Origin of the sequence: Paenibacillus sp. FSL R7-0210, from assembly GCF_038009085.1 — a bacterium.
Classification (GTDB): domain Bacteria; phylum Bacillota; class Bacilli; order Paenibacillales; family Paenibacillaceae; genus Paenibacillus_AQ; species Paenibacillus_AQ silagei.
This window is the reverse complement of record NZ_JBBPAR010000001.1, coordinates 2,772,050-2,798,648: the sequence shown is the minus strand read 5'-3', so window position 1 is coordinate 2,798,648 and position 26,599 is coordinate 2,772,050. Positions and strand designations below refer to the sequence as shown.

Here is a 26,599-nt window from a genome sequence, read left to right as displayed (position 1 = left end):
GGCAGTTCCCTCCTCCGGAGGTTCTCGGGGCGGTTCCGGGGAGAATGGGCGGAGGCTGCTGCTTGGCGCTTATTTTGATTTTATCCGTATCCGGTTCCTGACGATGCTTGCTTACCGGGTGAATTACTATTCGGGGATTCTGATCTACACGCTCAATATCGGGGTGAACTATTTCACCTGGAGAGCGATCTATGGCGATGGTGAATCGCTCGGCGGCTTTACCGGGGCTCAGATGACCACGTATGTGGCGGTGTCCTGGATGGCGCGTGCCTTCTACTTCAATAATCTGGACCGGGAGATCTCCACGGATATCCGTGACGGAAGCATCGCGATCCAGTTCATCCGGCCTTATAATTATGTTCTGGTCAAAATGATGCAGGGCCTCGGCGAAGGCCTGTTCCGCTTCATGATGCTGATGATCCCGGGCATGGTGATTGCCATTCTGCTGTTTCCGGTACAGCTTCCTACGGAGCCTTCGGCTTGGGCCGGGTTCCTGGTCATGCTGTTCTTCAGCTTCCTGATCAGCTCGCAGATTAATATTATCACAGGCCTGTCTGCCTTCTTCGTGGAGAACAATGAGGGGATGATGCGCATGAAGCGTGTGGTCGTGGATCTGTTCTCGGGGCTGATTGTGCCGATTACCTTATTCCCGGACTGGTTGTCCTCCGTGCTTAAGGTACTTCCCTTCCAAGCGATTACCTATCTGCCGGGCTCTGTATTTACAGGCCGTGTGCAGGGGGTGGGCATCTGGAATGTGCTGGGTATCCAGGTCATCTGGTTCCTGATTCTGCTCATTCCGATTGTCTGGCTAAATCACGCAGCGCGTCAGCGGCTGTTCGTGCAGGGGGGTTAAGCTGAGCTATGTACTACCTGGACTTATTGATTGAATACCTGAAGAATTATATGAAAACACGGTTAACCTACCGCGCGGATTTCTGGGTGGAGGTCATCTCCGACCTGCTGTTCCAGGCGACGAACTTTATCTTCATCCTGGTCATCTTCATGCATACTGACAGCCTGGGCGGCTGGAATCAGAACGAAGTGGTGTTCGTCTACGGCTTCTTCATGGTTCCGTTCGGCGTGTTCAGCTGCTTCGTCAATATGTGGGGCTTCAGTGAGCGGTATATTGTCAAAGGCGAAATGGACCGCATCCTGACCCGTCCGGCACATAACCTGTTCCAGATCTTCCTGGAGAATGTGGACCCGCCATCCCTGTTCGGCTCCTTCATCGGGCTGATTGTCATGGCGATCAGCGGCAGCAATCTGGGCCTGCCGTTTGAATGGTGGACCCTGCCGATGCTGATTATTCTGACGCTCAGCGCTGTAGCCATTTATACAGGGATCTATACGACACTGACCTCGTTGTCGTTCTATTCGGATGCGCCTACAGGCATTCTGCCGCTGATGTATAACATCCAGACGTACGGACGTTATCCGGTAACGATCTACAACCGGGCGATTCAGGTGCTGCTTACCTGGATTATCCCGTTTGCTTTTGTCGGGATCTATCCGGCAGCCTTGTTCCTGCACCGCGATGAGATGCGGACGATGGCCCTGCTGACCCCGCTGGTCGGCGTGGTCTTCCTCAGCATCGGCCTGATGGCCTGGAGCTTCGGCGTCAAGCGGTACAAGGGTGCCGGTTCTTAAGAGAATGGAATGAAATAGATATACAGTGAGGGTTGTCCCGCAGCTTCTGAATTGGCTGCCGGGGCAGCCCTCTTTGTCAATAAAATAACAGCAATCGCTATCCGCAGGATGTTCGCTTTCAAGTGAAACGTACTATCCAGATGCTCGGAAAATGCTACTTATCTAAATGCTGAAAGCGCATAATAAGAGAAGAGAGGTACAGCATTCTAATAGGGAAAGAAGGATGGGACAGAATGGATAAATACATAGTCGGCATTGACCTGGGCGGAACCAATATCAAGGCAGGCCTTTTTGATAAGCATTTCACAGCCCTGGAGGAGTTGTCGATACCCACAGAAGCGCAGAAGGGTCCGGCACATGTGCTGGAGCGGATCAGGCTTGCTGTTACACAGCTAAGTGCAGGAAGCGGAATTTACGAGTCGCAGATTGCCTGTATGGGAATGGGAATCCCTGGTCTGCTCGACCCGGAGGAGGGCCTGTCGGTCTTCTCACCGAATTTTCCCGGCTGGGAGCAGGTCCATGTGGTCAACGAAATGAAGCCTTACTACGACTTCGAGGTCTACATAGATAACGATGTGCGGGTTAATCTCTACGGAGAATGGCACCATGGTGCCGGACAAGGGCATAAGCATCTGATACTGCTCACACTCGGGACCGGTCTCGGCTCCGGGATGGTTCATGACGGCAAGGTGCTGTATGGGACAACCTTCAGCGCAGGTGAAATCGGGCATATGAATATGTACCGGCAGGGACGTCCCTGCCGCTGCGGAAGCTCTGGATGCCTGGGGAGGTATGTATCTGCGGTGGGGATGGTGAATACCTTCAAGGAGAAGCTGGAGGCAGGTAGGGTCAGCCTGATTCAGACCTGGACCAAGCAGACCCAGAAGCAGATTACGGCGCAGATGATCTCAGAGGCTTATGATCTTGGAGACCCCTTGGCCATTGAGGTTATGCATGAGACGGGGGAGCTGCTGGGATACGGGCTGGCGAATGTGATTAATCTGCTGAACCCGGAGCTGGTTATTATCGGGGGCGGCATGGCCGCAGCAGGAGACCGTCTCCTGAACAGTGTCCGCGATACTGTAAATGCCCATGCGCTGAAGCTGTCCGCAAGCCGGTGCCGGATTGTTCAGGCTGAACTGGGCAGCCGTGCAGGTACGCTGGGTGCGGCTGTATATGCTTATCAGAAACAAAAGCATGTACAACTAGACCATTCTAATTGAGCGGAAATTCGCGTGCTACTGGCCGCACCTGCCTGATGCAAAACTATTGATTTTCAATAATTCACCATATGTCCATATAAAAGCTTGAAATCGACATTAATCGTCAAATTAACCCAATGAATACAGGAACTTGAAGGCGGTATACTGGGTACAGTGGCATATTTACTGGTATATATATCCTGCATCTCTTGAGGAAGCAACATGGATATTCCGGTTCATCATGACTGCGAACCATACTCACGGGCAGATTGAATGGACCGTCATGCAGCTTGCTGAAGGTATTCATGCGTTCGTTAAGGAGCCGTTAATGTTATGAATCTCGTAATTGGAGGCAATGGCGGTCTGGGCCATTCCATCACACAAGAATTACTGTCACGGGGCAGACTGGTGAAGGCTACCTACCACCGTTCCAGCCAGGCTTTACACAGGCTGAGAGGCCCGCTGTTGACCCTGGCGGCAGTAGATGTAAGGAATGAGAAGGTGCTTGCTGAAGCACTGAATGGGGTAACAACCGTCTATTTCTGCCTTAATGTACCGTATCAGGATTGGTACTCTGTCATGCCAGAGGCGCTGGAGCGGGTAACCCGTCAGCTTAAGTCCGGCCAGACCCTGGTATTTCCGGGCAATATCTACGGTTACGGCAAGCTCCAATATCTTCCGGCGGATGAACGCCATCCGAAGGAGGCACGAACCCGCAAGGGGAAGCTGCGGAATCAACTGGAGGAGCTGCTGAAGACGGAGGCTGAACGGCGGGGATTCCGTTACGTGATTCCGCGATATCCGAATTACTACGGTCCCAATGTCACGAACCGCTTATTCGGACCGATCTTTAGCGGAGCCCTCCAGGCGAAGACGATTAAGTGGCCGGTGAAGCTGGACGTTCCGCATGATCTGGTCTATATCCGGGATGCGGCCAGAGCAGCTGTATTGCTGGCGGAGAGCGGTGAGCAGGGGGAGTGGCATGTGTCCGGCTCCGGAGCTATTGAGGGGCGGCAATTTCTGATGAATATCCACCATGCGGCTGGCAGTCCGGGAAAGTGCTGTGCGGTGCCGAGCTGGGCAGTCGGATTAGCCGGTGTGTTCAATAAGGAAATAAGCGAATTCCATGAGCTTCTATACGAATTCGAGTATCCGCTTCTGCTGAATGATAATAAATTCATGATGCGGTTCCCCGAATACAATCCGACATCGTATAAGAGGGCCATTAGGGAAACCATAGAATGGTTCCGTGAAGAGCTGGGTTAGCGGATGAAGCCAAGGGAAATGAGCAGCAGTGCTTTTTCATGACAAGCTTGCAGAATTGTACGCCGTCCCGGGTAGCATGATATGCTATAGGCAGTAATACACGGGAGGTAATATGATGACACGTGACATACAACATATGCCTTATGGCTATGACCCGCCAGCCAGTGAGCGTAAGGGAACGCTGATCTTCTATGATTCGTTCGAGCATATATCGGATATGGAGCTGCTTAAGGCGGCGGAGACGGCAGTGGAGCGCAAGTTCACGAAGCTGGTGCTCTACCCGCTGCATGAAGAAACCGTCCGGCGGATGACGAAGGAGCCGGTGAAGGCCTGGTATAAGCGGGATGACCGGCTGCATGCGTGGAAAAAAGAGCAGGGACAGTCCTTCATCACCGTAGAGAGCCTCGAAGGTAAGCGTAAGAAGTATACCCCGCTGGATTCGGCACTGCGTCATATCAGCGACATTTACCCCGCGCCGTATTTTCTCTATCTGACTCCAGATATGGCGAATCTGTTCGCCTCCTTCTCCTCCTTCGAGGAGTGGATCGTCAAGCTGCGTCTGCTGCTCTCCGAAGCGCCGGCTGAGGTCCATCCGCGCCTCGAGAAGTTCCGTCACCGCTGGGATGTGGCAGGCAGGGAACGCTGAACGGGCTACACCTTAGTCCGTCTCATTCCGGCAGGCGCTTCCCAGGGCCTGATTCTTAATATGGATGGGGGCGCAGGCCAGCCAAGCCTTGACAGTAGTGTTCTACTGCTGCAAGGACTGGCTGGCCTGTTCTGTGACAAGGGGTAGAGGTAAGCAGCAGGAAGGAAATCCCGGATTATTTGTGAAGCTCGGCCTGCTTGCGTCTGTAAGTGTACATTCTCCACTGATAATGAATGAAGCAGCCGATGCAGAAGCCGAGAATGGCAACCGTTGCTGCGATTCCGACCATCATGGTGAAGATATATCCGGCAATTGTCCAGCCGGCCAGAAAGCTGACCAGTCCGCCCGCCAGACAGAAGACGGCAATCTTCTGGTTGAATTGCTGCTGCTCCGGGTCTTCAAGCACATAGGCGGAGCGCGGCTTCGTCAGCAGCGGGCTGCATAGCCTGATGACGGGATGATATCCGAAGATTAGACCTGATAATCCGGCGGCAAGCGGGAAGGCGAGAATCCAGTGGAGACCTGTGAGCAAGGCCAGTAATACAGATATGACAATGAAGGCCTGATTGAGCTTCACTAGCGGGCGGGGAATTCCCTGCATTGTAGGCTTTTGACTCATTATAATCACACCTTTCACATTGGAATAATTAATTTTAATTCGATTATAGCGACAGAACGGATGTGTGGCAATCCTTAAGTCTTATGAACCAACAGTGAAAATTAAAATTTAATATTATTATCCATTGACAGGAGGAGTTTTTTTGTGGTTTTATTATGTAGACCAATTGTTATAATGGTTGGATCGTCAAGATAAGGAAGTGTAGAGCTTGTCGAACAAGCCTAATGCACGCGAAGCCATTGTGGATACGGCTTCCAGGTTGTTTTTTACACAGGGGTACCATGCTACCGGACTGAATCAGATCATTAAAGACAGCGAATCGCCCAAGGGTTCCTTGTATTATTATTTTCCCCACGGCAAAGAGGAGCTGGCCCTGACCTGCATTAACCGGACTAGTGAAGAGGTAGCCCGTTTATTGCGCCATTATATGGAGAGTGAAGCGGTGCCGGCTCAGGCTGTGCAGAATTTCATCATGTCTATGGCAAATGAGGCGGAGAAATCCTCTTTTGAAGGACTGGTTCCGTTCAGCTTCTGGGTAGCCGTGGAGACCTCCTGTGTCAGCCATGAGCTGCGCACTGCTTGCCAGTGTGTCTTCAGGGATTGGCAGGATATTATTGCGAAGCGTCTGATCCGGGAGGGGGTACAGGAGGAAACGGCAGAGTGCAAAGCTTCGGTGGTGGTCTCCTTGTTCGAGGGGGCGCTGCTGCAGGCGTTGACCTGCAGAAATATTCAACCGCTGGAAGCAGCAGCAGAGTGCATTCCGGCAATACTGGCTTAACCGTATTACGCAAGATCATAGAGAGATATACACAGATACCAGGAGGATACGAGAGTGAATGCAACTATGACTGACAAGGGTTCAAGTAAGCCCCGGCAATTCAAGACTTTACCCATTCTGATCTCCCTGCTGATTGCCGGCTTCATCGGCATGTTCAGTGAGACCGCCCTAAATGTAGCTTTAAGTGATCTTATGAATGTCCTGCAAATTACACCATCGACGGCGCAGTGGCTGACTACCGCCTATCTGCTGACGCTGGGCATTCTGGTTCCGATCTCAGGGATGCTGCTGCAGTGGTTCACCACAAGACAGTTGTTCGTCGCTGCCTTATGCTTCTCTATTCTGGGCACGTTCCTTGCGGCGATTTCGCCGAATTTCGAGTTTCTGCTCACTGCGAGAGTGGTGCAGGCGATGGGAACCGCGCTGCTGCTACCGCTGATGTTCAATACGATTCTAATCATCATTCCCGCTGAGAAAAGAGGGGCGGCGATGGGACTTATCGGCTTGGTAATTATGGTAGCTCCAGCGATTGGACCTACGATTGCCGGTCTGCTGATTGAGAGCCTGAGCTGGCACTGGATCTTCTGGCTGTCCCTGCCGTTCCTGGTAATGGCTCTAATTAGCGGAATTCTCTTCATGCAGAACGTCACGGAAGTGACGAAGCCTAAGATTGATGTCCTGTCCATTATTCTGTCCTCCTTCGGCTTCGGCGGTATTGTCTACGGCTTCAGCAGTGCCGGTGAAGCGGAAGGCTGGGGAAGTCCGAAGGTTATTATCGCCATCGTGATCGGTGCGATTGCCCTTATTCTGTTCTGTATCCGCCAGTTGACGATGAAGCAGCCTATGATTGATCTGCGCGCCTTCAAGTTCCCGATGTTCGTGGTTGGGGTACTGATGGTCTTCATCTGTATGATGGTTATTCTCTCCTCGATGCTGATTCTTCCTATGTATCTGCAGCAGGGACAAGGGTATTCAGCCTTCAAGGCAGGATTACTGCTGCTGCCGGGCGGAATCATCAACGGGCTGATGTCGCCGGTCATGGGACGTCTGTTCGACAAATACGGTCCGAAATGGCTGGTTATCCCAGGACTGGCGCTCGTCGCCGTCTCCTTGTGGTTCTTCTCGGGAATTACAGCTACTTCGACCGTTGTCTTCGTGATCGTGCTTCACAGTGTGCTTATGATCGGAATCTCCATGATTATGATGCCTGCACAGACGAATGGTATCAATCAGCTTCCGCTGGAATACTATCCGCATGGTACAGCCATTATGAATACACTTCAGCAGGTAGCGGGTGCGATTGGTACAGCGCTGGCGGTAAGCATCATGACCTCCGGCTCCAAAAGCTACATGCAGACCGTCACTAACCCGGCTGATCCGCTGAACATCGGCGCTGCCTTCACTCATGGAGTGCAGAATGCCTTCATCTTCGGGATGGTCATGGCTATTATAGGTCTGGTGATTGCGTTCTTCCTTAAGCGTGTCATCGTATCGCACAAGACTCAGGCTTCGATGCATTAATTATCATGGAATTGAATAAGAACCTCTCCTTGCTAAAATGGGCAACCATTTGGCTGGAGAGGTTTTTTTGTGCGTGTTAATGTATGGAGGCGGCTGTCGGAAAGGCTGGACTTCATTTGGTTAATACTGTATATTAAGCATAGATTAACGATGTATAGGCAAAACAAATAGGAGGAAATGCCGATGAAGGTCAGCAAAGAAATGCTGAAGGGGAGCACGGGGACGATGATCCTCACTCTGCTGCTGGACAGGCCGCTGTATGGGTATGAGCTGATTAAGGAGCTGGAGCAGCGCTCACAGGGAGTTTTTGCCCTGAAGGAGGGTACGCTCTACCCGATTCTCCATGCGATGGAGAGTGAACGCTGGGTGGAAGCGTATTGGATGGAGGTAGACGGACGCAGACGTAAGTATTACCGGCTATTGGATGAGGGCAAGCACAAGCTTCAGGAGAAGAAGGCGGAATGGGCGCTGTTCAAGGGTGCCATGGATACCGTTCTGGGGGAGGGCAGCGGCTGATGGAACCAAATCAGAAGGTGTTGAACCGCTATTTGAATAAGGTGTGCGCCGAAGTAAAGGCTAAAGGAATGCACGATGAGATCCGGGAGGAGCTGAGCGGACATTTCGCCGACCTGATGACGGAGAGGCAGCAGCAGGGGGCATCCGAAGAAGAGGCGCAGCAGTATGCAATTGCACAATTGGGTGATCCGCAGGCCATCGGCCGGGATCTGCACCAGATTCACAAGCCCAGGATTCCTTGGTCGCTGCTGGCGGGTGTTATTCTGTTGTCGGCGGTAAGTCTGCTGGGGATGGCGGCTGTGGAAGCGGGGTTTGGGGATTATTACAAGTTTCCTGATGCCCTTATGCTGCGGCAGGGTATGTTCATTGTTCTTGGGATCGCGGTAATGGCTATCATGTATTTTATCAATTTCAAGCACGTGCTGCGGTCTTCGGGATGGATCTATGGCGGAGCATTAATGGCAATTCTCTTCAGCATATTGGTTGGTCTTCAGGTGACGAATGGTGTTAGGCGTTATGTGGGCATTCTAGGACTCTTCTTCGATGTGATCGGATACAGTCCTTATATATTTGTAGTGGCTCTGGCAGGGATATGGAACAGGCAAGGCTTCATGAAGACCTGGAACGGGCGAACAAGAGACTTGGCGGAATTATCGTTATTGCTGCTGCCGGCCGTGATTTATGCGGTTATCCCAGCTTTTCCTGAACTGATTGTATATCTGGCCGTATCCCTGACGTTCTATATCTGGATGACCCGCCGCTGGATTAGAGGTACGGTGATTGCTGTAACATTTCTAACGGGCGGGGCAATCTATGTGTGGAACCACCTGCATCTCCGGGAGCGGTTCATCGCGGCCGTTCAAGCGGATCATAGGGATACCGGCGCTGGGTACTTGAATAGTGTAATTCACAACACGTTAACCTCCGCAGGCTGGAGGGGACAGGGAATGGGCTACAGAATTGCGGAAGAACGCTTGATGTTTCCGTATACGGACCTTTTTCCAGTGTATTTGATCCAAACCTTCGGCTGGGCTGGCGGTCTGCTGCTGCTTGTGCTGGTCTGCTGGTTTGTGCTCAGAATGTTATACTCTGCACGCACCGTAAGCGATACCTATGGACGGGCACTGATTCTGGCACTGGCTCTGATGCTCTCCATTCGTCTAATCTATGGCCTGACTATTCTCACCGGCAGAATGCCGCTGATCTCCATACCGTTCCCGTTTTTGAGCTACGGCCAGCATGTGTTCATTGAATTCGCGGCTCTCGGGCTGCTGATGGGGGTCTACAGGCGCAAAGATATGCTCCCGGCGGGGCAAGCTCCATCTTCACTATAGACGCTCCCTGGGGCTGCACCGTATACTGAAAGGGTAAATATGGGATGAGGCAGGTGAGGAGTAAACATTGTGAATAAGCTGCGATATAGAGGCACAAGACTGGGATTACTGTTAGGCGCAATGATTGTAAGCGGGGCTGCACTTCTGGGCGTCATGGCAACGGCTGCAGCGGCACCCGTGACTCCTGAGACACCGTTTACACCAAGTACAGTTGTGAAGAAAAACAATCTCCCCGGCGGTTTTGTCTATCTGGATGAGGTTATTCCCTCGGCGCAATATGAGATCCGTTACTATAGTGAGAATAATTTTACCGGCACCAGGGTGGACGGATATAAGGCCCCGCTCGCGATCTTCTCGAAGACCGCCGCTGCTGCGCTGAAGAAGGTTAGCGAAGATCTGGAACAGAAAGGCTATATCCTGAGAGTCTATGACGCTTACCGTCCGCAGCAAGCCGTTAATCACTTCGTGCGCTGGTCACAAGACGCCAGTGATCTGAAGATGATGGCGCAGTATTATCCGAAGCTGGACAAGCGGAATCTGTTCAAGCTGGGTTTCATCGCCAAGAAATCCGGGCATTCCCGGGGCAGCACGATCGACCTGACACTGGCTCAGAAGAGTACAGGCAAGCTGGTGGATATGGGCAGTCCTTATGATTTTTTCGGCGAAATCTCTTACTATAATACGAATCTCATCAGCAGCACCCAACATGCGAACCGGAAGCTGCTGAAGGATGCGATGGTGAAGCAGGGCTTCAAGCCGTACGCTAAGGAATGGTGGCATTTCACACTGATCAAGGAGCCTTACCCGAAGCAATATTTCAACTTCAAAGTGGAGTAGGGCTGTTCCAAAGCAGTATAGAACGGTTAATGGATTATGCAAGGTTAATCTCTGAAGCATGCGTGCATAATATTCGAATATAGGAAAGGTGGGATCGATTTGTTCAAAAGAATCGTAGCCGTATTCCTTAGTGTAATGTTATTTGCAGCAGGAGCAGGTGTATTGACCAGTAATAACGTTAGTGCCGCCGGAAGCTTGAGGATTATCGTGAACGGTCAGGAATTGCAGACGGGTGAGACATCGGCCTATACCAACGGACCGGACGTCATGCTCCCGCTGCGGGAGACGGTAGAGGCCCTCAAATATAAGGTCACCTTCAGTGGAGCTACCGGGACGTTCCTGCTGGAACGGTTCCAGGAGAGTGTTCAGTTCAGATTATCCGGTAAGGAGCTTGTGCTGGACGGCAAGAACAAAGTACCGTTTACAGGCGGCTTTGAGTTAAAACAAAAAAAGGCGTACGCGCCGCTGTCTTTTTTTGCAGCGATCGGGTTGGTTACTTCTTATAATCCGGAAACCGCTCAGGTTGAAGTATACACACGGGAGGTAATGGCAAGTGCCGTAGCAGGTCTGCTGGCAGCTGGTAACTATCCGGCACTGAAGGAGCGGTATTACGCCAAGGACGCAGAACCCGCTGTTCTTCCGGTTCTCCAGCAGAGCTGGGAAGGGATTAACATGCTGGCGGGCAGTTACCGCGGAGTGAAATCGACTACCAGCACACAGCAGGATGGAGTAATTACGATTGTGAGCGTATTGTCCTTCACCAAAGCGGAGGCCGTACTGACTCTGGAACTGGGCGCTTCAGGCAAGCTCACCAAGCTAACTCTAACGCCGGTCCAGGCAGCCAGTGAAGTATTGGCCGGCCCGGCCCCATCCTAGATTCTCATAAGACATAACTCTGCTCCCAAGGGAGAATTCCACGGCTTAAGTATAGCTGCAGGAATTCTCCCTTTAACTTTCTGTTGACAGAATGCCGGAAAGAGAGTAATTTTAAATTCGAATTAAACAATGTTTAAATCGTTGATTAGATCAATGATTAAGATTCTGTGACAGAGGAGGGCGACAAGCTGCATTATGGTTAAATTGGGCAACAAAGCTGATTCTTCAGATAAAGATACGAAGCAACTTATCCTCGATGCCACGGTTGCGCTGATCCGTGAGGACGGATTCCAATGCATTACCCTGCGCAGTATCGCGGCAAGAGCTGAGACCAATCTGGCCCTGGTGAACTACCACTATGGCTCCAAGGAGAAGCTGTTCGGCGATGCTGTGAAGCAGCTCGTGGCGACCTTTGACGATGCTTTTAAGGCACTGGAGGACACTTCGTTGCCGCCGAAGGAGCGCATGAAGCTGTTTTTTACCCGTTACATTATGAATCTTAGCCGTTATCCCGGGATGGCCCGGCAGATGCTGGATCAGAGACACCATATTATGGGCTCCCACGATGAATATGCGAAATATTCCAAGCTGATGAGAATTGAACGTATTCTTGATGCACTTGCCGAGATTACCGGGGAGCAGGACCGTGACAAGCTGATGACGATGACGATGCAGATCTACGGGGCCATTGTATTTCCGGTGATTATGGTGAGCAGTCTCCCCAAGGAGCGTGAGGATCTTCAGCAGATCTTCAAGCTGGCCCCGCTGGAGGAGCAGATTGACGGGTTGTTTGAGCTGTATTTTCACAAGTATAACTAATCATGAATAGAGAAAAGAGTGGACAAGAGAATGTCAAAACCTATTAATCCAAGTAACACCGCCGCCGCAGAGGCGCCGTTCTCGCTGAGAGCTATAATTCCATCATTGCTGGCGATTATTGTCGGCATGATCATGGTTATTCTGGACAGCACCGCAGTCAATGTGGCCGTTCCGAATCTGGTGCAGTATTTCGATACGGACCTGAAGACTGTTCAATGGGCGATTACCGGCTACACGCTTGCGCTCGCTGCTGTAATTCCGCTGGCCGGCTATATGACCGACCGCTTCGGGTCCAAGCAGGTATTCCTAACGACCATTGCCATGTTCGTGCTTGGCTCTGTGTTATGCTCGGTAGCTCAGACTTCGGGGCAGCTTGTCTTGTTCCGCGTCATTCAAGGTCTTGGCGGCGGCATGGTCGCTCCGATCGGGATGGCGATGGTCTTCAGACTCGCTCCGGCAGAACGCAGAGGCTCGATCATGGGGATGCTCGGTATTCCAATGCTGCTGGCTCCGGCCCTTGGCCCGATCCTCGCAGGTTATCTGGTGGAGTATGTGAGCTGGCACTGGATTTTCCTGATTAACCTGCCTATCGGTATTGTAGGTATTATTCTTGGCCTTAAGTATTTGCCGGTGACCGAGAAAAAGGGAAGAGCCCACCTCGATATCCTCGGAATCATTCTGGCTCCGCTCGCGTTCTCGATGCTGGCTTATGGCGTCAATCAGGGCGGCGGAGAGAGCTGGACTTCAACCGGGGCTATCCTAGGTTTGTCGGTTGGCGGAGCCGCGTTGATCGTCTTTGTCATTGTTGAACTGCTGCAAAAGCATCCGCTGCTGGAGCTGCGCGTCTTCCGTTCCTCGGACTTTACGCGCGGGATTATTCTGTCCTGGGTCACACAGGCGGCATTGTTCGGCTCCATGCTGTTCGTTCCGCTGTACCTCCAGCAGATCCGCAATTACACACCGCTGGAGACCGGGCTGATCCTGCTTCCGCAGGCGCTGGCTTCCGGAGTAGGGATGCCGCTGGGCGGCCGATTGTTCGACCGGATCGGAGCGCGTCCGCTAGTGTTCGTAGGTCTCAGTATTATATCGACGGCACTGTTCCTGCTCTCAGGAGTTACAGTAGACACCAGCCTTCCTGTTATTATACTGTCTCTGGTCATGATGGGCCTGGGAATGGGTCTGTCGATGATGCCGGTCAACACCCATGTTCTGAACTCTGCGCCGCGTGAATGGGTGAACCGGGTTACCCCGCTTACCGCCGCTGCCCAGCAGGTTGTGGTATCGTTCGCTGTTGCCGGCATGACCGGGTACCTGACCAGCCAGATTGCGGTGCATATGGGTAAAATGACGGCCGGAAGCAATCCGCTTGCCGCTGCCGTACAGGGCTTCGGGGATGTCTTCTTCCTCTCGGGCTGCATCGCCGTGGCCGGAGTGGTCCTCAGTCTGATTCTGCGCCGTCCGAAGACAGCAGGCGCTGCACCTTCTCCTGAAGAACAGCAGACAGATGCCGCTATGATGATGGGGCATTAATCGGTCACAGCTGTTATAGGCGACACATGTTATAGACTAACAAAGAACGTCCCTGACTGCCGGTTGGCAGGGGGACGTTTTTTTGTGCTTTTTGAACGCTCAGGTGGGGATAAGAGATATAGAGGGGCCATGGGTGCGAGCCGGATGTATGTGGAAAACTGAATACAATGTGCGGGTGAGGGGGTGCATGGGAGGATGCTGGACCAGCTCAAGGCTGAAGGTAGAAGAATGAAGAGCACTAGTGCCCCTGAATTCGCGGGATGTGGGCGAAAGGAGCAAATGAAGAGCACTAGTGCCCCTGAATTTGCGGGATGTGGGCGAAAGGAGCAAATGAAGAGCACTAGTGCCCCTGAATTTGCGGGATGTGGGCAAAAGGAGCAAATGAAGAGCACTAGTGCCCCTGAATTCGCGGGATGTGGGCGAAAGGAGCAAATGAAGAGCACTAGTGCCCCTGAATTCGTAGGATGCCCCAAAAGTGGACGGATGTCTAAGATGTTTGTTCCATTTCCACTCAATCTAGCAGAAGAAGAGCTACAGATGCGCCCGCCGCTTCTTCAGCATCCTTGCCGGAGGAACCATATGCAGCTTGCCCAGCAGCTCAGAGGCCAGAATGCCCAGCAGCACAAGGGCGGCACCGGTGTAGCCCTGGAGCGAAAGCTGTTCGTGTACGAACAAGTAGCCGAAGAAGGCAGCGAATACCGGCTCAAGGGCGAAGATCAGACCAGTGCGGGTCGGTGTAGTATACTTCTGGGCAACCGGCTGCAGGATGAACCCGCAGGCGCTGCACAAGATCCCCAGAGCCAGAATCGCGATCCAGCCCGGGAGGGTGGACGGTAGCGAAGGCGTCTCGAAGATAGCAGATAGAATCAGGGCATAGCCCCCGGCGAAGCCGAGCTGCAGAATGCCGATATTCAGTGAGTCGCAGGTCTTAACCGCCCGGCTCGTCACGAGAATCTGCACCGCATAGAATACTGCTGACAGAATGCAGAGGAGATCACCAGGCTGGATTTGCAGCGAGCCGTTAAGCGTAAGCAACCCGATGCCGCTGATGGCGAGCACAGTGCCGAAGATTTGCGGGGGCGCGACTTTTTTTCTAAACACCAGAACCTCAAGCATAGGAACAAAGACAACGGTCAACGCAACCAGGAATCCGGCATTAGAGGTCGTGGTCGTCTTCAGCCCGAAGGTGATGCAGGTGAATACGCCAAGCAGCAGGAAGCCGAGCAAGGCTCCGTATTTCAAGGTTCTGGCATCCACACTGCGCAGCCGTTTGCGGAACAGTAGTCCCGCCAGGATGAATGCAAGCCCGAAGCGCAATGAAATCAGATTGAATTCTCCCAGTGTACCCAGTCCCAGCTTCATGAACAGGTAGGAGGAGCCCCAGAACAGTGTTACTACAATGAGCATTAGCTCGGCCTTAAGCGGCTTCATTCAGTCATCATCCTTCTTTATTTCAAGTGAGTATAGTATAATACGCTCGAATACATAAGGTAACTGAATGTTTATCATAGGATACATGAGAAATTGTCATGCTAAATGAGGGGGCTGGACATGAGTCTGATTAAGTACGAGGTGTTCTTGAAAGTGGTGGAGCTGGGCAGTCTTACGAAGGCAGCGGAGGCGCTGGGCTTTACCCAATCCGGCATCAGCCATACGATCAGCAGTCTGGAGCAGGAGTTCGGGTTCCCGCTGCTCGTGCGCAGCCGATCGGGCGTGAAGCTGACGGTGAACGGGGAGCAGGTGCTTCAGCCGATCCGGGAGATTCTGAATTGGAATGAGCAGCTTAAGCAGCAGGTAACGGATATTCACGGCCTGGAGACGGGGACGATCACGATCGGCACCTTCACCAGTGTCTCTGTGCATTGGCTGCCGGATATCATCAAGCAGTTCCGTGAGGAATATCCGTACATTGAGTTCAAGCTGATGGAGGGTGGTTATCTGGAGATTGAGCAGTGGATCGAGGCTGGGGTGGTTGATTGCGGCTTCCTCTCATTGCCGACAAGGGAGCGGTTCGAGGTCATTCCGCTGAAGCAGGACCGGATGCTGGCGATCCTCCCGCTCGGCCATCCGCTGAGTAAGGCCCCTTATATGCCGCTGGCCCAGATCGCCTACGAGGACTTCATCATTCCGAAGCCCGGCTCGGATTATGATGTGCAGCGGGTGCTGGAGAAGGCCGGGATTAAGCCGAACATCAAGTTCTCGGCCGGGGACGATTACGCCATTATTGCCATGGTGGAAAAAGGCCTGGGCATCAGCATCCTTCCAGAGCTGGTCACCCGGTTCCAGTATGAGCGTGTAGCCATGCTTGAGCTGGAGGAGCGGAGCTTCCGTTCCCTGGGCATCGCAGTCAACTCGATGAAATATGCTTCACCTGCCACGCGGCGATTCTTACAGCATGTGCAGCACTGGTCTTCCAGCCAAGGAGCCATTTAACTTGCTGAAAAAGCGAAAAAAAGGCATGTTTTCAAAATAGAAAACATGCCTTTTTGCCAATACGTATCCGCGTATCATTCGCTTAATTTGCGCCCTTCATGGTCGAGAAACAACAGCTCGTAGTATTTTTTGGGACGCCCCTTACTGTTGTCCCTCTTTTCAAATACCGTTTGTACTTGTTTACTTTCCTCAATTTTGTTAAGAATTCGGTTTGCACCTTTAACGGTCATGGACAGGCACTGTGCAACATCCTCAGAGGATAGCTTATTGGTTCGCATGATTTCTGCATAAGATATGATTTTTTGCAAATTGATGTTGTTGATTCCGATGGTTTTGGCTAACGCAAGGATTTCCGGGTCCCCCTGCTCGGAGAACTGGATGACATTCATGCTCCGCATGGGGCCGGCAACCTTCTGATTCTCGTCTATAAAAAAGCTGCTGCTGCCCGTATAGGCTTCCGCCTGTCTGTGAGCCTTGGTGGCGTTGACGTTCGCTTGAAAATATTCATGCCCCGAGCCCCAGCCGATCTTTACCTTGCCCTGTATACGCTCCTCCAGATACTCCAGCAGGGAACAGTTATGAGCGTTAGAGGTGATCCTCATGAAATGGCCGAAGGTGGTGTACAGTCTGACATAGCCTTCTGAGATTTGGGCCGTGTCTGCCATATTCACGCTACGCAGAAAATGGCCGACAAGGACTTTCAGCTCATGAAGCTCCTCTTCGGAGAAGTGCTGCTCATTTTGGACCGATAAGCACGCAACCACTGCCCTCTGGTTCTTAAGCTTGAGAATGGTAATCTCGTTGATGATCTCGCTGATGGTTTCTTTAACGCTCTCCAAAGTGGGCCGAATTAAGATATATTTGACGCCGTGCTTTTGGAGTTCCGGAACAAAGTGGCCGAAGGCCGTGATGGACAGATCTATTTTCTTGTCTTCCCATAGCGTGATATGGTTCTCCAGCATGGTCTCCACCCGCTCCAGCAGATTTCCGCTGTTCACGGGCTTTCCTTCATGAGTCAGGTATTGCTGGAATTCGCTGAAAGACTCGATGATATACGCATAATCCACATAGATCCGGGAGATATCAAGTCCAGGCTCTGTAACCAGCAACCGGAAAAGCTCCCTGTACAGCAAGTTCTCATCATCATGCAAAATGTGAACAGGTACCTTGTCATCCAGGTATTCCTTGTCAATGGCCTCGTAAAGCATCCTCCCGCTGATCACAAATCCATCCACCGAATCCAGGTTTTTGAGATAGATGTCCGTTGTTTCCCGGAAATTGCTGATGGTAAGGAAGCGGAACTGGCATAGGGGCCGCATTTCTTCTTCAATGGCGCGGAAATAATCCATATGGGACTCTGGCGTGATAATACCCAGCTTGATTGTCATAATAGATTCCTTTCATGAACAGTTCAATCAAAAGAGTTATATCACAATAAATGTGATATTACAATGTTCCGGCAGCCTCTGAAATAATGTTCTTAAAATGTCTTAATATCTCTTGACAGGGTATAAAAATGCCAGTACGATAAAAGTGTTCTTAAAAAGTCTTAAAATGAAAAGGAGGGAATGCCCGCACTGTTCTTACGTTCATTCAATTTATGCTTTGGGAGATGTTCATTGTGAGTGAAGAAGCTGAAGACTTAATGAGTATGGCTCATCAGCTGCAGGACAAAATGGTCATGTACAGACATCATCTTCATACGGTTCCTGAGCTTGATCTAAGTTTGCCCAAGACAACGGCCTACGTGAAAGAGGCGCTGGAATCGATGGGGCTTAAGCCCACTCTCGTCGGGGAATCTGGGCTAACAGTTACCATTGGCGGACAGCATGAAGGGAAGGTGGTTCTGATCCGAGCGGATATGGACGGGCTGCCGATTCAAGAAGAAACGGATTTGTCTTACGCATCGTTGAGCGGAAACATGCATGCTTGCGGTCATGACATGCACACTTCCATGCTGCTGGGAGCGGCGGAGATTCTGAAGGCGAGCGAACAGCAGCTTCGCGGGACAGTTAAGCTGATGTTCCAGCCGGGTGAAGAGACGCTGCACGGGGCACAGATGATGCTGGAAAATGGGATTCTCGACAATCCCAAGGTGGATGCAGCCATGATGCTTCACGTGTTGACCGGAATGCCGCTGCCTCTGGGACAATTTGTAGTACCTGAGGAAGGTGGAGCGATTTCAGCTTCGTCGGATTGGTTCGAAATCATCATCCGGGGGAGGGGCTCACATGGCGCTATGCCCGAGGCCGCAGTGGACCCTTTGAATGTGGCTGCTCATCTTCATCTGGCACTGCAGGGTATCCTTAGCCGGGAAATCTCGCCGATTGATAATGCAGTCCTTACCATTGGCGTGATGGAAGGCGGAACTACGAACAACGTGATTCCCGATACGGCCAGATTGAAGGGCAGTGTACGCACCTTTAACGCCGCATTGCGGGATAAAGTGGAAGCCCGTATCCGCGCAATTACCGCAGGGATCGGAGAAACTTTTCAGGCCAAGGTGGAAGTGATCTATACGCGGGGTTGTCCTGAGGTGAAGACGGATGGCGGACTTAATAGGCAAATGAAAGCTTCAATTGCAAATACCTTTGGCGACGGCTCCTATATCGGTATCACTGAGCTGGTACCCGGCGGGAAATTAATGGGCTCGGAAGACTTCGCCTTTGTCTCACAGGCGGTGCCAAGTACCACGGTGTTTCTTAACGCAGGCAATACCGAAGAAGGTTATAGTTACCCTGTACACCATCCTAAGACGATGTTCTCGGATGAGGTGCTTCATAGAGGGGCTGCGGCTTATGCAGCTTTTGCCAGAGACTGGCTTGAACGAAACAGTTAAGCTCTAAACCAAACTTAGGAGGAATTACAATGACAGAGAGACGTATGATTGGACCCACCAAATTCGAAGAGTACTCGGAGAAATACAAGGAATTCCTGTTAATGACCCGCCGTGACGGAATCCTTGAAGTGCGTCTTCACACGGGTGGAGATTCGTACACGCACAATTGGGAAGCTCATACCGCCTGGTCTCATGCCTGGTCAGATATTGGCCGTGACCCTGAGAACGAAGTCATGATTATTACGGGAACCGGGGATAAATGGCTGATTGGCGACCCTGAGGTCTGGAATACGAAATTCATGGACTGGCCGAAGCAAAAGAAGCTCGAACAGTATCATGAATCGCTGAGACTGCTTGAAAATCTGATCTTCTGCATTGACATTCCGACCATCGGGGCGGTAAACGGTCCGGGAACGCACTGTGAGCTCGCAACGCTCTGCGATATTACCATTTGTACGGAAGACGCGGACTTTTTCGATCCGCATTATCTGGGAGGCACGCCTCCGGGAGATGGAATGCTGCTCACACTGCAGAGCATGATCGGGTTCAAGAAAGCAGCCTACTACGCCTACACCGGCAAGAATATCAATGGTCAGACCGCACTAGATCTGGGTATCGTTAGTGAAGTCCTGCCCCGTGAAAAGCTTCTTCCGCGCGCATGGGAGCTGGCGGAGATGATCATGCAGGCACCGCGTTCAACAAGACATCTGTCTCACTCCATTATCTCCCGGCCATGGAAGCAGGCTCTGGTCGCCGATCAGGGATTCCAGCTTGCCCACCAGATGTACGATATGGCCATTGATGAAGAAGGAGCGCTGGAGCGGCTGAAGAAAATGCAGGGACGCCTGATGGGCAACGATGTTCAATAGAAAGATGACGGGACCTACCCGGCTCGAAGAGTACTCGGAGAAGTATAAGGACTTATTCCTCATGACCCGCCGCGGCGGCATCCTCGAAGTGCGTATGCACACTAACGGGGGACCGTTACAATTCGACTGGCCGGTCCAAGCCGCATATGGTCATGTATGGTCAGATATTGGCCGTGATCCTGAGAATGAGGTCATGATTCTAACAGGGACAGGAGAGCTGTGGCAGACCGGCACTCCTGAAGTCTGGAATACGAAATTCATGGATTGGCCGAATCGCCGGAAGCTGGAAATGTACCATGAATCACTCCGGATGATTGAAAATATGGTTCATTGCCTGGATATCCCCACGATTGGGGCGATCAATGGCACAGGCGCACACTGGCAATTGGGAACGCTCTGTGATATTACCATCTGTACGGAAGACACGGCCGTTTTCGATGCCCATTATCTGGGTGGTGTTCCGCCCGGAGATGGAATCGTCCTGGCACTTCAAAGGATACTTGGAACCAAGAAAGCGGCATACTATGCATACACGGGGATGAACATTACTGCAGAGGAGGCACTAGACCTCGGTCTGGTCAGTGAGGTATTGCCTCGTGAACAGCTTCTTCCACGGGCATGGGAGCTGGCAGAGCTGATCATGCAGGCCCCCCGCTCTACAAGGCATCTTACGCATTCGATTGTGGCGCACCCGTGGAAACAAGCTTTGGCAGAGAATCAAGGTCTTCAGCTTACTCACCAATTGGTTGACATGGCGATTGATGAAGAGGGGATTCATGAACGGCTGATGAAGCTTAAGGAACGTTTTCAGAGGAATGACAACTGAGAAGGGATAAGGGTGCTATGAGATCGTTGACTGAGCTATTTAAGATTGGCAGCGGACCGTCCAGCTCCCATACCATGGGACCGGAGAAAGCGGCCGGAATCTTCAAAGCAGAAAATGAAGACGCAGACCAGTTCAAGGCACGGATCTATGGTTCCCTTGCCAAAACAGGTAAAGGCCATATGACGGACAAGGCTATTATTCGGGCACTCTATCCCGTCCGGACGGAGGTTCAATTTGTTCCGCAGCCTGACTTTGATTTGCTTCATCCCAATACAATGGACTTGTTCGCTTACAAAGACGGTCAGCAAACAGCCTCCATGCGTGTTGCCAGTATCGGCGGCGGGGAGATCGTGATTGATGGGCGGGAGGAGACGCGGGGACCTGATGTCTACCCGGAGAACAGCTTTGCCGAGATCAGTGCCTATTGTAAAGCGAATCATATCCGCTTAAGCGATTACGTCGAGCAGCGTGAAGGCCTACAGATCTGGGAGTTCCTCCAAGGCATCTGGGAAGCGATGAAGCGGTCGATCGACGAAGGACTGTCTGTCACAGGTATTCTGGAGGGCGGCCTGAATGTCGAGCGCAAGGCGAAATATCTGTATCATCAGGGGACTGTGGATGAGAGCCCGGAGACGCGGGAGAACCGGATCGTCAGCGCGTACGCTTTTGCCGTCAATGAACAGAATGCGGCTGCCGGTACAGTCGTAACGGCTCCAACCTGCGGGGCCTGCGGTGTTGTACCCGCCTCGCTCCGTTATATGCAGGAGAAGCTGCAGGTCCCGGACGAACAGATTCTCCGGGCGCTGGCCGTCGGCGGGCTCATTGGCAATCTGGTCAAGCATAACGCCTCGATCAGCGGCGCTCAGTGCGGCTGCCAGGCGGAGGTGGGCACGGCTTGCTCTATGGCAGCGGCTGCACTGGCTGAACTGTCCGGGATGGAGATCGACCAGATTGAGTATGCGGCGGAGGTGGCCATGGAGCACCACCTGGGGTTAACGTGCGATCCGATTAACGGACTGGTTCAGATCCCTTGCATTGAGCGGAATGCGGTCGGTGCGATGCGGGCAATCCATGCGCTGAGTCTGGCCAAATTCTTGTCGGGTACCCGTAAAATATCCTTTGATCTGGTTGTTCAGACCATGTATCAGACAGGCTTAGATATGAACAGCAGGTACCGTGAAACTTCGGAAGGCGGGCTTGCTAAGTTCTACAACATGGGCAGTTAACTGAAAATGATATCGCTATATACGAGGAACGTCCCTTGCTGCCGGTTGGCAATAGGGGCGTTTTTAATTGTGGTTATGTAAGCCAGATCTAAACGTCCGGGAAGAAGGGATTTGACTTAAGCGCGGCCTGAATGAGAAAATGTATGCGTGTACATCGAGTAGTCTATTCAGTGAGGAGGCACCAAATGAAACAGCTACGCATTGGAATGATAGGTTATAAATTCATGGGCAAGGCCCACAGCAACGCTTACCGCAGTCTGCCGATGTTCTTCCCCAAGGCAGTTAAGCCGCATATGTCGGTCATTTGCGGACGTAATGAGGAAGCAGTTACAGAGGCGGCAGCACAGCTTGGCTGGTCAGAGAGTGTGACTGACTGGAAGGAGCTGATCGCACGCAGCGATATTGATCTGGTCGATATTAATGCGCCAAGCAATGCCCATAAAGAGATTGCCCTGGCGGCTGCGGCCGCAGGCAAGCATATCTTCTGCGAGAAGCCGCTGGCCCTCAATCTGGAGGATTCCCGCGAGATGCTGGAGGCTGCTGAAAAGGCCGGAATTGCCCATATGATTGGCTTCAACTACCGTTTCTCCCCGGCGGTGCGGCTGGCGAAGCGTCTAATTGAGAGCGGACGGCTGGGCAAAATCTATCATTTCCGCGCATGGTTCCTGCAAGACTGGATTCTCGACCCTGAATTCCCGCTGGTCTGGCGGCTTCAAAAGGAGGTTGCCGGCTCGGGGTCGCATGGTGATCTGGGGGCGCATCTGATCGATCTGGCTCATTTCCTGGTCGGAGATGTGCAGGAGGTGATCGGCATGAGCGAGACCTTCGTCAAGGAACGGCCGCTGGCTACCGAGATGACCGGTCTCAGTGCCAAGGCGGGCAAGGATGCGCCGCGGGGTCCGGTAACCGTGGACGATGCAACATTGTTCCTGGCCCGCTTTGCGAACGGCGCACTGGGCAGCTTCGAGGCGACACGCTTTGCGGCCGGACACCGTTCGACCAACTCCTTCGAGATCAACGGCAGTCTGGGCAGTGTGAAGTTTGATTTTGAACGGATGAATGAACTGGAGGTCTACCTGACCTCGGATGACGAGGATGTGCAGGGGTTCCGCCGGGTGCTGGCCACCGATCCTTCCCATGATTATGCCGAGGCCTGGTGGCCGCCGGGCCATACGATCGGGTTCGAGCATACCTTCATTCATGAGATGCTGGAGCTGTCGAATGCCATTGAGGAAGGGCGCCAGCCGGAGCCGAACTTCCGGGACGGCGTGAAATGCCAGGCGGTGCTGGAGGCCGTGGACCGTTCCATAGAGCAGCGGCGCTGGGTTCCGATATCTGAGATGTAAGTGGAAGACAGGGAAACACCGCCGGCTGCTTGATGGCCTGCGGTGTTTTTTTGGGGATGTTAGTTGGCGAGGGCCCGTTAGCCGGATGTGTGTGAAAAACCGAACACAATTGGACTGTGAGTGGCGTGCGGGCCAAATGTAGTCGGAAAACCGACCACAATTGGACCGGGAGCGGTGTGCGGACCAAATGTAGTCGGAAAACCGACCACAATTGGACCGGGAGCGGTGTGCAGGCCAAATGTAGCCGGAAAACCGACCACAATTGGACCGGGAGCGGTGTGCGGTCCAAATGTAGTCGGAAAACCGACCACAATTGGACTGTGAGTGGCGTGCGGTCCAAATGTAGTCGGAAAAACGACCACAATTGGACTGTGAGTGGCGTGCGGGCCAAATGTAGTCGGAAAACTGACCACAATTGGACTGTGCGCGCCACGTAAGCCTGATGGTCGGCCGGAGCGCCCACTTGGATTTACTCTTGTTTCCGTGCCTGGGAAGGGGTTAGACCCTTATACTGCTTGTACAGCTTGGTGAAGTAATTCGGATTGTCGCAGCCGACCCGGCCTGAGATCTCGGTAATCGTCAGATTGGTCTCCAGCAACAGCCGCTGCGCCTCATCCATTCTGCAGAAATTCACATAGTCGATGAACGTCCGCCCGGTGAGCTTCTTGAAGGTTTTGCAGAAATGAAAAGGGTTCAGATTCACGAACCTGGCAGCAGCCTCAATCGACATCTTCTGATCTGCATGGTTCTCCAGGTGTTCCAGCAGCGGCTTGAAGCGCTCCCGGTAGATCGAATGGCGTTCGCTGTGCTCCCGCTCGCTGCGCTGCCGGGCCGGGAAGGCCCGGGACATCAGGGTGAAGAACAGGTGCAGCTGATTCTTCACCACGAGCTGAAAAGCCGGCTGCTTCGCCTCCACTTCGGCAATCACCCGCTCCAGCAAATGATAATACGCGGCGCATTCAGGCTGCTGGGCGGCAGGCATAACCGGGAACTGATTCAGATTATTGAGGTACGGAGCAACAAATTGCTCATGCTGGGAATCCTGGTTCCGGTCCTTGAACAGCGAGGCATGGAATACAATCGAGACATATGACAGGTCACCGCTGCACTGGCTATAGCCGACATGAAGCCCTCCGGACGGCACCATCAGGACATCCCCCGGCCCGGCCTCATAAGGCTTGCTGTCCACATGAAAAATGGCGTGTCCTTCGCGCATAATGATGATCTCGAAATGCTCATGCCAGTGCAGAAACAGGATATTCTGTTCAGGCGACACCTCCCGGCAGGTGTTGAAGAACAGACGGAACGGATACGTTTTCTCTTCCAGCCTTGGATATTCCTTAAGTTCCTTCGGATAGGTCATGCTTGGTTCAACTCCCGCAAGATTCAGCTAGTTTAGCACAAGATAAGTAGAGATTTTGCCCAATATGAGCGATATACTAGGAATGTTGCATTAACTATAAACCAATATTGGAGTGGCATACAAGATGCAGGATACATTAAGAATCGGAACACTGGTTGGAGGTGGGGATGCGCTCAGAGTCATTCCGCAGATTATAGGGCATGGATTCGAATCCTTCAGCTTAACCTTTTGGCAAACTACAGGAACTTCTGATTTGGCAGAAACAGCTGCACGGGTGCGTGAACTGGCTGCAGAGCATGATTTCACAATTTCTTCAGTCGGCATATTCGGGAATCCGCTTACAGGGACAGGCGATAATTCAGATACGCTAGCCAGCTGGGAACGGCTGATCGACCATGCCCATTTGTTCGGGACGGACCTGGTCTCCGGCTTCACCGGACGTCTGCCCGGCGTATCTATAGATGAGTCGATTCCGAAGTTCGCTGAGGTGTTCGGTGAGCTGTCGAAGCGGGCGGCGGAGCGCGGAGTCAAGATCGCTTTTGAGAATTGCTCGATGGATGGGAACTGGCAGGCAGGGGACTGGAATATTGCGCATAACCCTACAGCCTGGGAGAAAATGTTCAACGCGGTCAATGCCGATAATCTCGGCCTGGAATGGGAGCCCTGCCACCAGATGGTGCAGCTGATTGACCCGATCCCGCAGCTGCGCAAATGGACGGACAAGATCTTCCATGTCCACGGCAAAGACGCAACTATCGCTTGGGATATTATTAAGGAATACGGAATCCACGGGCCTAAGCCGTATGTATGGCACCGGACGCCGGGCTTCGGGGATACGAACTGGACAGATGTGATCTCGATTCTCCGTCAAGCTGGATACAAGGGCACGATTGATATTGAAGGCTGGCATGACCCTGTCTATCGTGACGATCTGGAGATGACCGGTCAGGTTCATGCACTGAATTATCTCAAAACCTGCCGGGGCGGCAGCTTCATCCCGAACCCGGTGTAACTGGAGGAAAGAGTGATGACAGCAGGACATCGTGTGGTTGTGGCGGGCTGCGGGGCAATGGCTAATGAGTGGATTACCTATGCACTGAAGCATACTGATGAAATAGAGATTGTAGCGCTCGTGGATATCCGCCGGGAGTCCGCTCAGGCCATGGCAGAGAAGCATGGGCTTACTTGTCCGGTATTTACTGATGTGAAACAGGCGATTGCCGATACAGCGGCTAATCTGGTATTTGATGTGACAGTGCCGGCCAGCCATTACAATATTGCCAGCAGTGCGCTTGAGGCTGGTTGCCATGTGTTCGCGGAAAAGCCGCTGGCGGAGACGATGGAGCAGTGCAATTCGATCGTTAGCATCGCTGAACGTACCGGCAGGAGCCATGCGGTGATGCAGAACCGCCGGTATGATCCGCGCATCCGCTCTTTGCGGGAGCTGATCACTTCAGGGGCTATAGGGCGGACAGGCTCAATCAGCGCGAATTTCTTCCTGGCTCCGCATTTCGGCGGCTTCCGGGATGCGATGGATAGCCCACTGCTGCTGGATATGGCGATCCACACCTTCGATCAGGCCCGCTACATCAGCGGCGCTGATCCGGTAAGTGTGTATTGCCAGGAGTTCAATCCGCCGGGATCGTGGTATGCAGGGAATGCGGCGGCGGTCTGTATTTTTGAAATGTCGGACGGCTCCGTGTTCTGTTATCAGGGCTCCTGGTGTGCGGAAGGCGCGCCTACGTCCTGGGAAGCTTCTTGGCGGGTTCAAGGTGAAAAGGGTGCTGCGATCTGGGATGGCCGGGATCAGCCGTTTGCCGAGGTGATTAGTGCCGGGAGTGAACACTCCGGCCAGTTCCTCCATGAATTCGAGCGGGTGGAAGCGCCGGAGGTACAGATGGAGGAGACCTTCCATCAGGGCTGTCTCGATGAAATGTTCCGTTCGCTGGCCGAGGGCCGTCCGGCCGAGACGGATTGCCGCGATAACCGCTACAGCATGGCCATGGTGCTGGGCGCTCTGGAGAGTGCGCGGACTGGCCGCAAGCTTAGTATTGCCGAATTCATAGAGGAGGGTTGAGCTGGCGGGGAGTAAGGCGTAAGGGGATT

25 protein-coding genes are annotated in these 26,599 nt (G+C 52.7%); 21 read left to right on the top strand and 4 right to left on the bottom strand.

Translation table 11 applies throughout. From position 1 onward, the window contains the following. Positions 1-58: 58 nt before the first annotated feature. The 5 genes from MKY64_RS12100 (at position 59) to MKY64_RS12080 (ending at position 4,761) form a co-directional block, all read left to right on the top strand. The gene (locus MKY64_RS12100; protein ID WP_036730060.1) at positions 59-853 is read left to right on the top strand and encodes an ABC transporter permease; all 795 of its coding nucleotides are present in this window, start codon (positions 59-61) and stop codon (positions 851-853) included. 8 nt (positions 854-861) lie between these two features. After that, positions 862-1,647, top strand: a complete 786-nt coding sequence (locus tag MKY64_RS12095) for an ABC transporter permease (RefSeq protein ID WP_339256416.1) — start codon at positions 862-864, stop codon at positions 1,645-1,647. Positions 1,648-1,880: 233 nt separating this feature from the next. Next, the gene (locus tag MKY64_RS12090) at positions 1,881-2,870 is read left to right on the top strand and encodes an ROK family protein (RefSeq protein WP_339256418.1); all 990 of its coding nucleotides are present in this window, start codon (positions 1,881-1,883) and stop codon (positions 2,868-2,870) included. A 312-nt stretch (positions 2,871-3,182) separates the two neighbouring features. After that, on the top strand, positions 3,183-4,115 hold the full coding sequence (locus tag MKY64_RS12085) for an NAD-dependent epimerase/dehydratase family protein (protein WP_209870281.1): 933 nt from the start codon (positions 3,183-3,185) through the stop codon (positions 4,113-4,115). A gap of 115 nt (positions 4,116-4,230) precedes the next feature. Next, positions 4,231-4,761 (top strand): hypothetical protein, encoded by a 531-nt coding sequence (locus MKY64_RS12080; RefSeq protein WP_339257469.1) that lies wholly within the window; start codon positions 4,231-4,233, stop codon positions 4,759-4,761. A 175-nt stretch (positions 4,762-4,936) separates the two neighbouring features. Here the strand turns inward: MKY64_RS12080 and MKY64_RS12075 are convergent, their stop codons facing one another. Continuing rightward, the gene (locus MKY64_RS12075) at positions 4,937-5,380 is read right to left on the bottom strand and encodes a DUF4395 domain-containing protein (RefSeq protein WP_339256421.1); all 444 of its coding nucleotides are present in this window, start codon (positions 5,378-5,380) and stop codon (positions 4,937-4,939) included. Positions 5,381-5,588: 208 nt separating this feature from the next. On the opposite strand from MKY64_RS12075, the gene MKY64_RS12070 reads away from it, so the two are divergent. The 8 genes from MKY64_RS12070 to MKY64_RS12035 all read left to right on the top strand — a co-directional run bounded on the left by MKY64_RS12070 (position 5,589) and on the right by MKY64_RS12035 (position 13,591). Further along, positions 5,589-6,158, top strand: coding sequence for a TetR/AcrR family transcriptional regulator (locus MKY64_RS12070; protein WP_036728785.1), 570 nt, complete (start codon positions 5,589-5,591; stop codon positions 6,156-6,158). Positions 6,159-6,224: 66 nt separating this feature from the next. After that, positions 6,225-7,679, top strand: a complete 1,455-nt coding sequence (locus tag MKY64_RS12065) for a DHA2 family efflux MFS transporter permease subunit (protein ID WP_209871028.1) — start codon at positions 6,225-6,227, stop codon at positions 7,677-7,679. Between the two features lie 183 nt (positions 7,680-7,862). Beyond that, on the top strand, positions 7,863-8,195 hold the full coding sequence (locus MKY64_RS12060; protein ID WP_036694109.1) for a PadR family transcriptional regulator: 333 nt from the start codon (positions 7,863-7,865) through the stop codon (positions 8,193-8,195). Continuing rightward, the gene (locus tag MKY64_RS12055; RefSeq protein WP_340953246.1) at positions 8,195-9,529 is read left to right on the top strand and encodes an FtsW/RodA/SpoVE family cell cycle protein; all 1,335 of its coding nucleotides are present in this window, start codon (positions 8,195-8,197) and stop codon (positions 9,527-9,529) included. Before MKY64_RS12060 ends, MKY64_RS12055 begins: the two co-directional genes overlap by 1 nt. 69 nt (positions 9,530-9,598) lie before the next feature. Then, positions 9,599-10,366 (top strand): M15 family metallopeptidase, encoded by a 768-nt coding sequence (locus MKY64_RS12050; protein WP_340953245.1) that lies wholly within the window; start codon positions 9,599-9,601, stop codon positions 10,364-10,366. A 99-nt stretch (positions 10,367-10,465) separates the two neighbouring features. Further along, positions 10,466-11,242 (top strand): stalk domain-containing protein, encoded by a 777-nt coding sequence (locus MKY64_RS12045; RefSeq protein WP_339256426.1) that lies wholly within the window; start codon positions 10,466-10,468, stop codon positions 11,240-11,242. 195 nt (positions 11,243-11,437) lie between these two features. Further along, a complete protein-coding gene (locus MKY64_RS12040; protein ID WP_036728776.1) occupies positions 11,438-12,061 on the top strand; it encodes a TetR/AcrR family transcriptional regulator in 624 nt (207 codons plus the stop codon). 30 nt (positions 12,062-12,091) lie between these two features. Beyond that, positions 12,092-13,591, top strand: coding sequence for a DHA2 family efflux MFS transporter permease subunit (locus MKY64_RS12035; protein WP_340953241.1), 1,500 nt, complete (start codon positions 12,092-12,094; stop codon positions 13,589-13,591). A 531-nt stretch (positions 13,592-14,122) separates the two neighbouring features. Here the strand turns inward: MKY64_RS12035 and MKY64_RS12030 are convergent. Beyond that, positions 14,123-15,022 carry a DMT family transporter gene (locus tag MKY64_RS12030; RefSeq protein ID WP_340953240.1) on the bottom strand — a complete coding sequence of 300 codons (900 nt, stop codon included), beginning with the start codon at positions 15,020-15,022 and terminating at the stop codon, positions 14,123-14,125. Positions 15,023-15,142: 120 nt separating this feature from the next. On the opposite strand from MKY64_RS12030, the gene MKY64_RS12025 reads away from it, so the two are divergent. After that, on the top strand, positions 15,143-16,024 hold the full coding sequence (locus tag MKY64_RS12025; RefSeq protein ID WP_076077906.1) for a LysR family transcriptional regulator: 882 nt from the start codon (positions 15,143-15,145) through the stop codon (positions 16,022-16,024). A 74-nt stretch (positions 16,025-16,098) separates the two neighbouring features. Here MKY64_RS12025 and MKY64_RS12020 read toward each other — a convergent pair whose 3' ends face one another. Next, complete coding sequence (locus MKY64_RS12020) at positions 16,099-17,412, bottom strand: transcriptional regulator (RefSeq protein ID WP_340953237.1); 1,314 nt, start codon at positions 17,410-17,412, stop codon at positions 16,099-16,101. A gap of 224 nt (positions 17,413-17,636) precedes the next feature. Here MKY64_RS12020 and MKY64_RS12015 point away from each other — a divergent pair, with 224 nt between their 5' ends. The 5 genes from MKY64_RS12015 (at position 17,637) to MKY64_RS11995 (ending at position 23,130) form a co-directional block, all read left to right on the top strand. Further along, positions 17,637-18,863, top strand: coding sequence for a M20 metallopeptidase family protein (locus MKY64_RS12015; RefSeq protein ID WP_340953236.1), 1,227 nt, complete (start codon positions 17,637-17,639; stop codon positions 18,861-18,863). A 29-nt stretch (positions 18,864-18,892) separates the two neighbouring features. Beyond that, positions 18,893-19,732 (top strand): enoyl-CoA hydratase/isomerase family protein, encoded by an 840-nt coding sequence (locus tag MKY64_RS12010; RefSeq protein WP_036728762.1) that lies wholly within the window; start codon positions 18,893-18,895, stop codon positions 19,730-19,732. Next, entirely contained in the window at positions 19,722-20,558 is an 837-nt protein-coding gene (locus tag MKY64_RS12005; protein ID WP_340953233.1) for an enoyl-CoA hydratase/isomerase family protein, read from the top strand. The genes MKY64_RS12010 and MKY64_RS12005 overlap by 11 nt, the downstream gene beginning before the upstream one ends. Positions 20,559-20,575: 17 nt before the next feature. After that, a complete protein-coding gene (locus MKY64_RS12000; protein WP_340953232.1) occupies positions 20,576-21,784 on the top strand; it encodes an L-serine ammonia-lyase, iron-sulfur-dependent, subunit alpha in 1,209 nt (402 codons plus the stop codon). A gap of 185 nt (positions 21,785-21,969) precedes the next feature. Further along, a complete protein-coding gene (locus tag MKY64_RS11995; protein ID WP_340953230.1) occupies positions 21,970-23,130 on the top strand; it encodes a Gfo/Idh/MocA family protein in 1,161 nt (386 codons plus the stop codon). A gap of 469 nt (positions 23,131-23,599) precedes the next feature. Here the strand turns inward: MKY64_RS11995 and MKY64_RS11990 are convergent, their stop codons facing one another. After that, positions 23,600-24,493: a helix-turn-helix transcriptional regulator gene (locus MKY64_RS11990; protein ID WP_340953228.1), complete on the bottom strand. Its 894-nt coding sequence runs from the start codon at positions 24,491-24,493 to the stop codon at positions 23,600-23,602. Positions 24,494-24,617: 124 nt separating this feature from the next. Between MKY64_RS11990 and MKY64_RS11985 the strand changes: the two genes are divergently transcribed. Both MKY64_RS11985 and MKY64_RS11980 read left to right on the top strand, forming a co-directional pair. Continuing rightward, on the top strand, positions 24,618-25,505 hold the full coding sequence (locus MKY64_RS11985; RefSeq protein WP_340953227.1) for a sugar phosphate isomerase/epimerase family protein: 888 nt from the start codon (positions 24,618-24,620) through the stop codon (positions 25,503-25,505). Between the two features lie 15 nt (positions 25,506-25,520). Next, entirely contained in the window at positions 25,521-26,570 is a 1,050-nt protein-coding gene (locus tag MKY64_RS11980; protein ID WP_340953226.1) for a Gfo/Idh/MocA family protein, read from the top strand. Positions 26,571-26,599 lie beyond the last annotated feature (29 nt).

Coding starts and splice junctions, on each gene's coding strand:
- MKY64_RS12040 (WP_036728776.1), top strand. CDS start 11,438: ATGGTTAAATTGGGCAACAAAGCTGATTCTTCAGATAAAGATACGAAG.
- MKY64_RS12090 (WP_339256418.1), top strand. CDS start 1,881: ATGGATAAATACATAGTCGGCATTGACCTGGGCGGAACCAATATCAAG.
- MKY64_RS11980 (WP_340953226.1), top strand. CDS start 25,521: ATGACAGCAGGACATCGTGTGGTTGTGGCGGGCTGCGGGGCAATGGCT.
- MKY64_RS12055 (WP_340953246.1), top strand. CDS start 8,195: ATGGAACCAAATCAGAAGGTGTTGAACCGCTATTTGAATAAGGTGTGC.
- MKY64_RS12035 (WP_340953241.1), top strand. CDS start 12,092: ATGTCAAAACCTATTAATCCAAGTAACACCGCCGCCGCAGAGGCGCCG.
- MKY64_RS12085 (WP_209870281.1), top strand. CDS start 3,183: ATGAATCTCGTAATTGGAGGCAATGGCGGTCTGGGCCATTCCATCACA.
- MKY64_RS12080 (WP_339257469.1), top strand. CDS start 4,231: ATGACACGTGACATACAACATATGCCTTATGGCTATGACCCGCCAGCC.
- MKY64_RS12075 (WP_339256421.1), bottom strand. CDS start 5,380: ATGAGTCAAAAGCCTACAATGCAGGGAATTCCCCGCCCGCTAGTGAAG.
- MKY64_RS12000 (WP_340953232.1), top strand. CDS start 20,576: ATGAGATCGTTGACTGAGCTATTTAAGATTGGCAGCGGACCGTCCAGC.
- MKY64_RS11985 (WP_340953227.1), top strand. CDS start 24,618: ATGCAGGATACATTAAGAATCGGAACACTGGTTGGAGGTGGGGATGCG.
- MKY64_RS11995 (WP_340953230.1), top strand. CDS start 21,970: ATGAAACAGCTACGCATTGGAATGATAGGTTATAAATTCATGGGCAAG.
- MKY64_RS12005 (WP_340953233.1), top strand. CDS start 19,722: ATGTTCAATAGAAAGATGACGGGACCTACCCGGCTCGAAGAGTACTCG.
- MKY64_RS12095 (WP_339256416.1), top strand. CDS start 862: ATGTACTACCTGGACTTATTGATTGAATACCTGAAGAATTATATGAAA.
- MKY64_RS12020 (WP_340953237.1), bottom strand. CDS start 17,412: ATGACAATCAAGCTGGGTATTATCACGCCAGAGTCCCATATGGATTAT.
- MKY64_RS12060 (WP_036694109.1), top strand. CDS start 7,863: ATGAAGGTCAGCAAAGAAATGCTGAAGGGGAGCACGGGGACGATGATC.
- MKY64_RS12015 (WP_340953236.1), top strand. CDS start 17,637: ATGTTCATTGTGAGTGAAGAAGCTGAAGACTTAATGAGTATGGCTCAT.
- MKY64_RS12010 (WP_036728762.1), top strand. CDS start 18,893: ATGACAGAGAGACGTATGATTGGACCCACCAAATTCGAAGAGTACTCG.
- MKY64_RS11990 (WP_340953228.1), bottom strand. CDS start 24,493: ATGACCTATCCGAAGGAACTTAAGGAATATCCAAGGCTGGAAGAGAAA.
- MKY64_RS12030 (WP_340953240.1), bottom strand. CDS start 15,022: ATGAAGCCGCTTAAGGCCGAGCTAATGCTCATTGTAGTAACACTGTTC.
- MKY64_RS12025 (WP_076077906.1), top strand. CDS start 15,143: ATGAGTCTGATTAAGTACGAGGTGTTCTTGAAAGTGGTGGAGCTGGGC.
- MKY64_RS12065 (WP_209871028.1), top strand. CDS start 6,225: ATGACTGACAAGGGTTCAAGTAAGCCCCGGCAATTCAAGACTTTACCC.